The sequence below is a fragment of the Roseivivax sp. GX 12232 genome (assembly GCF_021272185.1).
Taxonomy (GTDB): Bacteria; Pseudomonadota; Alphaproteobacteria; order Rhodobacterales; family Rhodobacteraceae; genus Roseivivax.
The window spans coordinates 16565-28426 of the sequence record NZ_JAJSEC010000017.1 but is presented as its reverse complement, the minus strand read 5'-3'; the positions used below and the strand labels follow the sequence as shown (position 1 = coordinate 28426).

9 protein-coding genes and 2 pseudogenes are annotated in these 11862 nt (G+C 62.2%); 4 read left to right on the top strand and 7 right to left on the bottom strand.

What is annotated here, in order from left to right; genetic code table 11:
• Window positions 1-253: 253 nt before the first annotated feature.
• Together LR948_RS18350 and LR948_RS18345 are read right to left on the bottom strand one after the other, a co-directional pair.
• Window positions 254-649 carry a c-type cytochrome gene (locus LR948_RS18350; protein WP_232755563.1) on the bottom strand — a complete coding sequence of 132 codons (396 nt, stop codon included), beginning with the start codon at window positions 647-649 and terminating at the stop codon, window positions 254-256.
• 457 nt (window positions 650-1106) lie between these two features.
• On the bottom strand, window positions 1107-1325 hold the full coding sequence (locus LR948_RS18345) for a hypothetical protein (RefSeq protein WP_232755561.1): 219 nt from the start codon (window positions 1323-1325) through the stop codon (window positions 1107-1109).
• Between the two features lie 88 nt (window positions 1326-1413).
• On the opposite strand from LR948_RS18345, the gene LR948_RS18340 reads away from it, so the two are divergent.
• The 4 genes and pseudogenes from LR948_RS18340 to LR948_RS18325 form a co-directional block, all read left to right on the top strand.
• Window positions 1414-3087: a hypothetical protein gene (locus tag LR948_RS18340; RefSeq protein ID WP_232755555.1), complete on the top strand. Its 1674-nt coding sequence runs from the start codon at window positions 1414-1416 to the stop codon at window positions 3085-3087.
• Between the two features lie 113 nt (window positions 3088-3200).
• On the top strand, window positions 3201-3374 hold the full coding sequence (locus tag LR948_RS18335) for a hypothetical protein (RefSeq protein ID WP_232755553.1): 174 nt from the start codon (window positions 3201-3203) through the stop codon (window positions 3372-3374).
• A pseudogene (locus LR948_RS18330) lies at window positions 3374-3532 on the top strand (MFS transporter); the annotation flags it as partial. The gene LR948_RS18335 and the pseudogene LR948_RS18330, both read left to right, overlap by 1 nt.
• A 167-nt stretch (window positions 3533-3699) precedes the next feature.
• Window positions 3700-3960 (top strand): annotated as a pseudogene (locus tag LR948_RS18325) (transposase); the annotation flags it as partial.
• Between the two features lie 657 nt (window positions 3961-4617).
• On the opposite strand, the gene LR948_RS18320 reads toward LR948_RS18325, so the two are convergent.
• The 5 genes from LR948_RS18320 to LR948_RS18300 are packed head-to-tail and all read right to left on the bottom strand — an operon-like array spanning window position 4618 to window position 11835.
• Window positions 4618-5619, bottom strand: coding sequence for a zinc-binding dehydrogenase (locus tag LR948_RS18320; RefSeq protein WP_232755552.1), 1002 nt, complete (start codon window positions 5617-5619; stop codon window positions 4618-4620).
• A 54-nt stretch (window positions 5620-5673) separates the two neighbouring features.
• The gene (locus tag LR948_RS18315; RefSeq protein WP_232755550.1) at window positions 5674-6609 is read right to left on the bottom strand and encodes an ABC transporter permease; all 936 of its coding nucleotides are present in this window, start codon (window positions 6607-6609) and stop codon (window positions 5674-5676) included.
• Entirely contained in the window at window positions 6606-8114 is a 1509-nt protein-coding gene (locus LR948_RS18310; RefSeq protein WP_232755549.1) for a sugar ABC transporter ATP-binding protein, read from the bottom strand. Before LR948_RS18310 ends, LR948_RS18315 begins: the two co-directional genes overlap by 4 nt.
• Window positions 8111-9811: a hydantoinase B/oxoprolinase family protein gene (locus tag LR948_RS18305; protein ID WP_232755547.1), complete on the bottom strand. Its 1701-nt coding sequence runs from the start codon at window positions 9809-9811 to the stop codon at window positions 8111-8113. The genes LR948_RS18310 and LR948_RS18305 overlap by 4 nt, the downstream gene beginning before the upstream one ends.
• Window positions 9808-11835 carry a hydantoinase/oxoprolinase family protein gene (locus tag LR948_RS18300; protein ID WP_232755546.1) on the bottom strand — a complete coding sequence of 676 codons (2028 nt, stop codon included), beginning with the start codon at window positions 11833-11835 and terminating at the stop codon, window positions 9808-9810. The genes LR948_RS18305 and LR948_RS18300 overlap by 4 nt, the downstream gene beginning before the upstream one ends.
• Between the last annotated feature and the right edge of the window lie 27 nt (window positions 11836-11862).

Genomic DNA, 11862 nt, shown 5'->3' with positions numbered 1-11862 from the left:
GGCGACGGCCGGCGCGGCGGTCAGGGCGCATCCTGCGGCGACCGGAATGATATAGGCGGCGGTTGTCCGGAGAGATCTATAAAGCATCGTATCCTCCCTTTGCTTTATGGGCCGGCGGCCCCGATCCGCCAAGCGGACGCAAGGTCAACCGGCACCACTGGAGGCTAGGCAGATGTCCCGGGTCCCGTAAACGAAATCTGCATGTGAAACCCGGCTCACCCGACCAAAGTAGGGGGGGCGGCGGGTCCGCGTCTCACTCGAAGGCGGTGGTCACATAGACCGCGATGTTGAGGATCTCCTCGTCCGATAGCTCCTTTGCATGCGGGATCATGAGCATCGAGTTCGGGCCGATCTTCTCGCCCGAGCGATAAGTTTCGAGCCGATCGACCAGATAGGCGACCTCCTTGTCCGACAGGCGCGGATAGCTGGCGACGCCCTGGGCCTTGGGGCCGTGACAGTTGCGGCAGACCGCCTGGTAGGCCTTCTCGCCTTGGGCGGTATCGGCTTCGGAGACGTCGATGTCCCGAATTTCGGCGGTCTCCGCGCCGGTGGCTGCGCCTTCCGCCCCGGCGGTGTCGGATGTGTCGCCGGCCAGGGCCGCGCCCCCGCCGAAGGCGGTCAGCGCCGCCAGAAGCAGTGGTAGTCTCATGGGGTCCTCCTCCTGAATTGGCCCCACCGAGCCGGCGCCTTGTCGGGGGCCGGACACGGGCGGGCCGCTCAAGGCACCAGTGCTACGCATTCGGCCACACCGTTCAAGCCGCTTCTGCCCGACCGAAGGATGCGGGAGGCCGTCCGGCGGATAGCTTACGCGCCGGGAGACGTCGGGAAAGGACGTGCTCGATACTCATTTGATTTAGCATCGACACATTTGGTGCCGAGGATCACATGACCGGCAGTCCCTCCGCCCGCCGGATCTCAAGAGCCGTCGCTGCTTCGGGAAAAACCAGCGCGAGCTCGTGGAAGAAGTCGGTTTCCCTAGATAGAGCGTTATCAGCATGCTGCGCTCAGGCGAGCTGCACAGTCTGTGGGATTATTGATCTGCAACTTCCTGCAGGCACATTGGGAGCAAGATGCGAAGAGGTCGTGTAGGTCTCAACACCATCCACTCACCAAAGGGGCGCTTGCGGAAGCTTTCCAGTCTCGCCGCTAGTCCGACGATTGGCCGTAGTGCGCGGCGCGATGCCCAGATCCTCCAATTGGTCGGAAGGCAATTCTTCCAGCTCCTGGATCGCCTTTCGCATCCGGAGATGGCAAGCGATCCTGCGCAAAAGGGCCGGCAGGGGATTGCGGAACTCGGTGCGGGGTGCGGCGAAGATGCGGCTCATCGGGGTCTCCATTCTGAGGTTTCGATAAGGCACCTTCGCCCGCCACCGCAAAACCAGCATAATTTCAGGCTGCTACGACGCGGATGACATGCAATACTTCCGTCAAAATTCGCATTCGGAGCGTAAAGCCGACATCTCCACAGTCGGATCGGCAATGGCCCACCTTGTACTACATCTCAGAGGTCCTTTCCGCGCCGAGAGCGGGGGCGCGGTTCTGACTGGCCTCAGCCGGCGCGCGCAGGGGCTTTTGGCATATCTGTCCTGTCAGCCGGGGATGCGCGCAGAACGCGGGACCCTTGCGGATCTCTTGTGGTCTGATCGCGGTGATGCACAAGCCCGCGCGTCGCTGCGACAGGAATTGTCGGTACTTCGAAAGTCGCTGGGCGATGTGATCGCCGCCGACAGGCATATGGTCTGGCTCGATCCGGATGCGACTAGGTGCGCCGAGGGGGCGGACGAATTCCTACAAGGCTTCGATCTGTCATCCGAAGCCTTCGAGGACTGGCTGCGCATGATGCGGCAAAGGGAAGCGCTTGCACCTGTGCGTTCCGGCGAGGCGTTCAATGGAGGCCGGCCATCGCTGGCCGTCTTGCGCTTTGAAGAAATCGGCGCATCAGCTCCCGACATGTTCGCGGACGGTATCGTCGAAGAGATCACAGGCGCGCTCAGCCGGTGCCGCGATTTCGATGTGATCGCACGGCAATCGGTCTTCATGCTGCAAAGGACACCTTTGGCGTTGCCCGCCATTGCAGAACAGCTTGGTGCGCAATATTTGCTAGAAGGGTCTGCACAACGCGCAGGAGACCGCGTCCGGATCTCAGTGCAATTGGTCTATGGCAAGGATGGGCACACTCGCTGGTCCAAACGGTTCGATGACCGGCTGGACGATCTGTTCGAACTGCAAGATCGTGTCGCTACCCATGTTGCAGGACAACTTTCACCGAATCTTCGTGCCGCCGAGATCCTGCGCGCACGCCGGCAACCGCCTGAAGTGCGCAGCGCATATGATCTCGTGCTGACGGCCTTGCCGCATTTCTGGGTCCACGATCCCGATGAAAATCGCCGCGCACTGGCGCTTCTTGACCAAGCGATTGCGCGGGATCCCGATGCGGCACATGCGCTTGCAATGAAGTCGTGGTGCCATGCACAGGAATGCTGCTACCTGTGGTCGCTAACCCCTGAGCGCGCGAGGGCTGCGAGTCGCGCCGCCTTCGAGCGCGCGCTACCGCTGGCCCAGGACCATTCGGCGACGATCACAGCGCTCAGTGCAACAGCCGCGCTCGGCTTACGGGATTTCGCAACCTCCGAAGATCTTGCGCGCAGGGCCCTCGATCTTGATCCGAACAATGCGTGGGGTTGGCTGCGCCTTGGATGGGTTGCGGTCTATCGTGGCCGGCAGGAAGAGGGCCTGTGCCACTTTGACCGTGCGGAAGATCTCAGTCCGCTCGATCCTTTCCTCTTCAATATCGACTTCGGTCGCTCTGCCGCGAAGCGTGCACTCGGGCGCCTCGATGAGGCGCTCGCCCATATCGAGAAAGGCATGCGCGCGGCACCAAAAGCACATTGGGCGTATCGAATGCTTTTTGGAACGCTTTGGCTGATGGGAGACCGGGACAGGGCAATTGATGCCGGACACAAGTGGCTGGCCGCCCATCCGGGCCTTTCGACCGAGATCCTGCTCGATGGTCTCCCCTCCTGGGAACATGATCCCGATTACCTCGATGTCCTGCGAGACTTCGAAGCGCTTCTTTCAGAACAATAGTCCACGGGCCGTGTCTTGCATTCATCAAGACATGGGGGGCTAGCGCCATCGCGTGCAGCTACTGTGACGCTTTCGTTTTTATCCACCTAAGCGCCGTTCAAGGGAGGTTCGGTATGACCCCATTCGTGGTTGGCCAGATGACGATAGATGGTCGCGACTGGATGAAGGAGTATTTCTGCAAGATCCTGATCTCGTCGCGCGCCACGATGATCAGTTCCGAGTGCGCGGTGGCGATCCAGCGCGGCTGGAAGGCGATGCCTGCGCCCACGACCGGAAGGAGGCGTTGATGAAGCAGATGCTGTCTGGGGTCTGGGCGCTCCTCCTCGGAATAGTGCTGATCATGCTCGGCAATGGCATGCACTTTACCCTGATCGGCCTCCGTGGCGGCATCGAAGGGTTTCCCTCGACCGAGCTCGCCATCGTCACCTCGGGCTACTTCGCCGGCTCCCACTCACTATCGCACTACGCACTGTTCCGACGAGAATGCGTCGTTGCGAAAGCGGGGTTCGATGCTGATTTGGGGCGACAAAGTGCTCTGCCCCCTGAATCCTGGACCGTTTTCAGCTGGAGTATTCGACTAAGCCTTCCTGGCTGGGAGAGGAGCGGAATCGCATGAAGGCATCGAAGTTCACGGAGGCGCAGAAGGCGTTCATCCTGAAGCAGGGCGAGGAAAGCACGCCGGTCGCGGAGATCTGCCGGAAGGCAGGGATCAGCCAGGCGACCTACTTCAACTGGAAGAAGCGATACGGCGGGCTGCTGCCGGACGAGATGCGGCGGCTGAAGGCGCTCGTGGATGAGAACAGCCGGCTGAAGAAGATCGTCGCCGACCTGACGCTCGATCGGGAGATGTTGCGGGACGTCATCCGGCGAAAGCTCTGCTCAATCCGAGCAGTTCAGACGAAGATCGTATGGGCGCCTGCCGTGATATGCTCTTGCTTGTCCAACGAAGGGTCGAGCAAGAGAACACCACAGCCGAGGAGCGGTGGGCCAACGAGAGGACGCTCGGCCCATACGGGATGCACTGGCTAACCACGAGGGATGGCGCTGCCCTCTCCATCATCACTCAATTGCTCAGAGTAGCTATTTTGATGCCCGAAAGGAGCTGAGCAAAGTACACTTTGGGGGGGCCCGATGATCGCGGCCCTGCAACAACACAGACGATACAAGCTGGCTGACGGCATCAAGAGCAGAAAAAGCGTTTCGTCGAGTTAATTTGGTTTCGGCCCATTTCTGACACTTACCCTTTTCATCAACCGGTGCTGCGCCGCTACCCTTGACAGGCCATTCGCCGCGGTTGTCAGGTCGAAGCATAAGCGAAATCACTCTATCCGGACCTTCTCGCCGTTGAATGCGTGGCTGCGTCCGATGGAGGCGGGACACGAAAGAACACGGCACCAATGCTGGAATAATGATGATCCACTTTTTGTTGATTCTTCCAGAAATCTTACCAGTATCCGTATAAGAACCACTCAGCATCGCCAATGCCCAAATCTCAGCCGAGTAGCGGCGCCCAATTGCCATTGGTATCGGTTATAGCTTTACGACCACCTTGCCGTGCGACTTTCGAGGAGCCCGCATGTATTCCCAGGCCTCTCGATACTCCTCCATAGGGAACACGCGGTCGACCGTGGGGGCAATCTTGCCCGAATCCAGCGCGCGGTACACAAAATCAAGCCCCTTTTGCTTCCAATCGGCATCCTCGATGTAATGAAAGAGCGAATAGGGTTTGAAGGTCGCGTTGGCCTGATAGAGCTCCATCATCGGAAGAATCGGTAGGTTCTCGTCCAGCGTGCCATAAAAGAAGATCTGCGCGTCCTTGGCCAATGCCTTGCTATAGTGCCCGATCATGCCGGCACCTACGGAGTCGAAGACAGCATGGACGCCGACACCGTTCGTTGCCTCCTTGATCGTCTCCGCAAGGCCTTCTCCACTACCGAAATAGACATGGCTTGCTCCACCATCATATAGGTAGTCGCGGTTGTAGTCGTGCCGGGAGGTCCCGATCATCGTGGCCCCTTTCATGGCACCGATCTCGAGTGCGGCGCGCCCCGCCGTGCTGGTCGCGGCAGTCACGAGGATATTGACGCCGGGTCCCGCCTTGGCCAGTTCCGCAATCGGATAATACGCCGTCATGAACTGCATCCAGATCGATCCGGCTTCGACCGCGTCCAGGCCCTCAGGCGCTTTGGTCAGGTAGCGCGGCTCACGGATCACTGTGCCGCCGCTTGTACCATTCATGTCGTAGAAATAGGGCAGCGTGCAGTAGCGCTCGCCGACTTCGATACCGGTGACGCCCTCCCCGACCTGGTCGACGATGCCAACCGCTTCGCAGCCGATACGTGCGGGCAATGTGCTGAAATTGAACGAATAGCGGCCCTGCATGAGGTCCATATCGCCCCAGTTGAGCGCGAAGGCTTCAACCTTCAGCCTGACCTCGCCGGGGCCGGCATCCTCGGGCGAGTAATCCCGCAGTGCCAGCCCGTCGATACCCTTGTATTCACAAAGCACCCATTCGCGGTTCGTATTCGACATGGTTTTCTCCCTGATGTCAGCTTTTGATCCTTGGTTTCGACCACGTCGCCGCTCTCAGCGCCGATTTCCCATGGCAGAGATACCGACCGCCGCGAGAATGATCAGACCCATCGTGAGGTCGCGGAAGAACGGATCGATGTTGAGTATGTTGAAGCCGTTATTGACCAGTGCCAGCAGGAAAACCCCGGCAAGCGATCGCCACACCGCGCCTTGGCCACCGTAGATGCTCGTGCCGCCGAGGATCACCGCGGCGATCGCCTCAAGTTCCATGCCCTGCCCGGCAGAGGCCTGGCCGAGTGCGACGCGGGAGGTTGTGATGATCGACGCAAGGCCGGCGGCGAACCCGGTGATCGCGAATGCCGCAATCTTGACGCGGTTGGTGCGAATGCCGGAAAGGATCGCTGCTTGTTCGTTCCCGCCGACCGAATAGATGCGGCGCCCGAAGGTCGTGCTGGTCAGAAGGAACGTCAGCAGAAGCGCGAAGATGGCCATGATCCAGATGGCGTTGAAGACGCCCAGGAACTGTCCCCGACCGAGCCACGTGAACTCGTCCAGCCGGGCCGAGATAAGGCGGCCGTCCGACACGGCGACCGCTATGCCCCGGAAAATGAGGGCTGTCGCAATGGTGGCGAGGAAGGAATGCACCCGTAGTTGCGTAATCGCCAGCCCGTTGGCGAAGCCGAAGGCGATGCCCACGAAGGGCGCGAGCGCGAGGCCCAAGTAGGGGTCGACGTTGACCGCCAGCCAGGCGGCCGCGACCGAGCCCATGGCAAAGGTCGCGCCGACTGACAGGTCGAACCCGCCCACGATGATGACCAGCGTCATGGCAGAGGCGATGATTGCCAGCGGGGCGTTCTGGTTGAGAATGTTGAGCAGATTGCGTGCGGTCAGGAAACTGTCCGACATCAGCGACAGCACGACGATCAGCAGCCCGATCAGGATGAGCACGGCATAGGATTGAAGGAATTTCAGTGTCTGTGCGCGTGTCATGCCACGGAGTCCTTGGTTGTCTGGTGTTTGAAGAGCGCGGCCAGCACCTCGGCCTCCCCGACCTCGTCGGGGTCGATCTCGTCCACAAGCCGCCCGCTGTCGACGAGGTAGACCCGCGTCGCGAGCCCCAGCACCTCCTCGATTTCGCTCGATATCACCAGGACCGCGACACCTTCGGAGGCGAGCCGCGCGATCTCCTGGTGGATCGCTTCACGCGCGCCGACATCGACACCACGGCTCGGCTCATCGAGGATCACAACCCGCGGATTTCCTGCGAGCCACTTGCCGATCAGCACCTTCTGCTGGTTGCCGCCGGAATAATTCGAGATATCGCCGTCCACCGCTGCGGGGCGCACACCGAACCGTTCGATGACGCGCTGGGCGAGGCTCCGTTCCTCGCCCCGCCGGACCACGCCGGCGCGGGCGATGTTGGCGAGATGGGGAAGGGATACGTTGGCAGCGACGGTCTGTGACATGACCAAGCCCTGGCCGCGACGGTCCTCGGGGACCATGACGATGCCGGCCTCGGTCGCGTCGCGGATCGTGCGTACCACCAGCGGGGCGCCGTCCAACTCGACCGTGCCGGTGGCGTGATCCGCGCCGACTATAGCGCGGGCGATCTCCGTCCGGCCGGCCCCGACGAGGCCTGCGAAACCCACGACTTCCCCGGCCCGCAGCTCGAGCCTTTCGACCCGCGCGCCCATTGAAGAGGACAGGTCGCGCACGGACAGCACGACCTTGCCGGGGTTGCGCGCCTTGGGCGGGTAGAGAGTTTCGGACTTAGCGCCGCCCAGCATGGCCGAGACAAGCGTTTCCTTGGTCTCGTCACTTGTATCGCGTGTGTGCACCATCGTGCCGTTGCGCAGCACGGTGACGCGATCGGTCACGTCGAGGATATCGTTGAGGAAATGGGTCACGTAGATGACGGACCGGCCCTCGTCGCGCAGCCCTCGCATGATGCGATGAAGCTGATCGACCTCCGTCTTGGAGAGCGAGGCAGTGGGCTCGTCCATGACGATTACCCGCGCCTCCCGCGCAAGCGAACGCAGGATCTCGATCTTCTGCTGCTCGGCGATCGTAAGGTCCGAGGTCACGGCATCAGGGTCGAGTTGCAGGCCGCATTCGGCCATCAGGCGTTCGAGGCGCTTTCCCTCGGTTCCGCTCAGCACGCCGTAATGGTTCTCCTCGATGCCGAGGTAGACGTTCTGCGCCACGGTCAGGCCGGGCACCAGCTGAAGTTCCTGGTGCATGATGGCGACGCCATTTTCGAGCGCGGTCGGCGTATCCCAGTGGGACTGCTTGCGGTCGTCGATGAAAATCTCGCCCTCGCTCGAGCCGTAGTAGCCGCCAAGTACCTTGCCGAGCGTCGACTTGCCGGCGCCGTTCTCACCGATCAGGCCGTGCACCTCTCCGGGGCGGATATCGAGGTCCACCCCGGAGAGCACCGTCACGTCGCCGAAGCGGACGCCGACGCCTCGGACCGATATGACTGGCGCACCGATCATCGTGCGACCGAAGCCGCCTCGTCGACGGTTCCGTCATCGCGAATGACCACGCCATACTCCCGCTGCGCCGCCTCGCGACTGACGAGGCCCTGACGCACGTCCCGCATGACCGCGTCGAAGGGCCGATTTGTCGGGTCGCCGTTGCCGCCGCCGCCGCCGGTCTGGCATTCGATCACGGTGTCGGAGGGCAGCGCGCGGGCGCGCATCTTCAGCCCGTGCTCCACTTCACCGTCGGGGAAGGTGATGGTGATTTCCGGCCCCTTGCCCTCCTTGCCGCCGTTCAAACCCCATGCCGGAGTTTTCGAACGTTCGAACCAGAGCGCCCCGTAATTGTCGTCGAGCATCCGGTAGCGCCGCTTGACGCCAAGACCACCACGGTTCCTGCCCGGCCCAGCACTGTCGGCGCGAAGAGAGAACTCTTCCAGCCGCACGGGGAACTTCGTCTCCATCACCTCGGCGGGGATGTTGCGGAAGCCGCCGTTGACAAGATTGATGAGCGCGCTCTCCCCGTCGCTGTCGGCCCGGCCGCCCCAGCCACCGGCCGTCGGCTCGATCGAGATCCACTGGCCCCGCTTGGGATCGACCGAGAAGAAGCCGACCACCATGGAGTCGCCGTAATGCGCAGCGGTCGAGCGCTCCGGCATCGCTTCGCTCAGGCACGATATGAAGAGATCCGCCAAGAGGCCAAGTCCGGTGAAATACCACTCGCAGGCGGCCGGTTCGCGGGCGTTGAACATGCATTCGTCCGGCAGGACTACCTTCATCGTCTCGAAGGAGCCGCCGGTGATTGCCCGCTCGGGAGAGATCATCGTCTTGTAGGCCAGGCGCAGGAGCGACTCCGTCTGGCTCGCCCCGCAATTGACGGATCCCGCGACCGGACCGGACGTGCCGGTCAGATCGACGATCAGTTCCTCGCCTTTCACCGTCAGGGTCAGGGCGACCTTCACCGGCTCATTGTCGACACCGTCGTTGTCGAGGAAACCTTCTCGGCTCCAGGTGCCGTCCTTGATTGCTGCAATGGCCTCGCGGTCGAGACGACGGGCTTGTTCGAAGATGTTCTGGCAGGCGGCGCGATAGGTCTCCGTGCCGATCTTGGACAGAAGCTGGCCGAGCCGGCGTTCGCCCGTGCGGATCGCCGCGATCTGCGCGCCCAGGTCGCCGATGGTTGCGCCCTCCAGACGGGTGTTGAGCTTCAGGTGGTCATACCATTCGCGGATGCGCTTGCCCTGGCTCACAATCCGGGTCGGCCCGAGACGCAAGCCTTCCTGGTAGATGTTGGTCGAGGACATGGTCGAGCCGGGATCCATCGCCCCGATGTCGTTCCAGTGCGCCCGCGCCGCGCCGAAGCCGACGAGTTCTCCTTCGTGGAAGATGGGACCGATGGCGGTGACGTCATGCAGGTGCGTGCCCTGCATGTAGCTGTCGTTCATGATGAAGATGTCACCCTCGTGGATGTCGTCCCCGTAGTAGTCCTTCACTTGGCGGACACAGACGTCGATCGCACCGATGAAGAGCGGCACGCCGGTGGACTGGCCCAGCATGTTGCCGTGCTCGTCCATGAGCGCCACTGCGCTGTCCTTGCCTTCATAGATGATCGCCGAATGGGCCGAGCGCCAGAGCGACGCATTCATGTCCTGCGCACAAGAAATGACGAAATTGCGTACGACTTCTGTTGTGATCGGGTCTGCGGAGCTCATGCCTTGCCCTCCTTCACGAGGCTCATGTGGCCACCTTCGATCAACTGTGCTGTCCAGCCCGGGGGCAGGAGCGTGGTCGAAGTGACCTCTTCGATGATTGCGGGGCCGCTGATGCGGTCTCCTTCGCCGATACTGTTGCGGTCGATGATTGCGGTCGGTCGGGCGGAGCCGGCGAACCATACATCGCGCTCGCGCACCGGGCGCGCCGTTTCGCGTGCCGGCGGCGCATTCTCGGGCCGTTCAAGCTGACCGAGCGCCGCGAGGCGGATGTTGGCCATCTCGACCCGGTTCTCGGGGCTGTTGTGACCATATTGCCTTTCATAAGCGGCGTCGAAATCGGCGCGAATTTTGTCCATGTCGATGGGGCCGTCATCCAGCTGGATGGTCAGCACGTATTCCTGTCCGTGATAGCGGAAGTCGATCGCCCGCTCGTAGCTGATGCGACCCTTCTCGATGCCTTCCTCGACCAGGAAATCGCGGCCCTTGTCCTGAAGCCGCGCAAAGGCGGTTTCGAGATCTCCAACGTCGACCAGGTCCCAGAAGTTGTAATGGGTTTCCTTGAAGTCGTGGCGGACATCCGTCTGGAGCATGCCCCAGGCGGAAAATGCCCCGGGATGGACGGGAATGACGACCTCGGAAATTTCGAGCTCTTCTGCGAGGGCTGCCGCCTGTGCAGGGCCCGCGCCACCGAAGGCAACGAGAGAGAACTCGCGCGGGTCGATGCCACGCTGGATGGTGATGGTGCGGATCGCGTCCGCCATCTTCGCGTTGACGATGTCGATTACGCCATGCGCCATCTGCTCGGCGTCCATGCCGAAGTCCTGGCCCAGCTTGGCGAGAGCCGCCGCCGCAGCATCTCGGTCGAGCGCCATGTCCCCGCCCGAGAAGTTCGCGCCGTCGAGCCGGCCGAGAACCAGGTTCGCATCGGAGACCGTTGGCTCCGTTCCGCCCCGTCCGTAGCAGACCGGGCCGGGGGTGGAGCCCGCCGATTGCGGGCCGACGCGCACCGCGCCCGCTTCTTTCCATGCGACAGAGCCGCCGCCCGCACCGATGACATGGATATCAACCACGGACATCTGAATCGGCAGGCCTTCAAGCATGGCTTCGTTGGAAGCGGAGGGCAGCCCATCAATGACCAGCGAGGCATCGAAGGAGGTGCCTCCCATGTCCACGCAGATGAGGTTGCCGCGCCCTGTGAGCGCTGAAAGTGCCTTGCCCCCGATCGCGCCGCCGACGGGCCCGGACAGCAGCGTCTGAAGTGGCGTTTCAGAGGCCGTGGCCGCGGTCATCACACCGCCGTTCGATTCCATCACGTGCAGTGTGCCGTCGTCAGGCAACTTGACGCCCATCTCGTCCAGCAGCGTGCGGATATATTTGCGCACGACCGGCGCGAGGTAGGCGTCGGTGACGGTTGTGGAAGTCCGCTCGAATTCCCGCCACTCGGGCGATACCTGGTGTGACAGGACGATCTGCACGTCCGGGAGACGCTCCTGCAAGTAGTCGCGCACCGCGATCTCGTGGGCCGAATTGTTGAAGGAAAACAGCAGCGAGACAGCGATGGCCTCGTATTTCTCGGCCTTGCAGGCGTCGACCACCGCATCGAGGTCGGAGGTGCGCAGCGGCTCAAGCTCTTCGCCGGATGCGGCGATTCGGCCGCCGACCGTGTAGGTGTGCTCCAGCGGCACGAGCGGGGCAGGCTTGTTCCAGCGGATGGAGAATATCTCGCCCCGGTCATTGCCTTGGATCGTGTAGATGTCGCGAAAATTCTCGTTGGTTACCAGCGCCACCTTGGACCCGCGGCGGGTCAGGAGGGCGTTTAAGCCGACGGTCGTGCCATGCACGAAGAAGGTCAGGCCATCGCCGTCATTCAGCACCGTATCGATGCCTTGAAGGACGGCCAGAGCGGGGTTGTCAGGGGTCGATAGAACCTTGGCGGCGCCGCAGCGCCCGGTTTCGACGTCCTGGTAGACGATGTCGGTGAATGTACCGCCGATGTCGGCGGAAACGCGGTAATTCTTGCTCACGGTGGCGGCCCTTTCAACTGTCAGGCC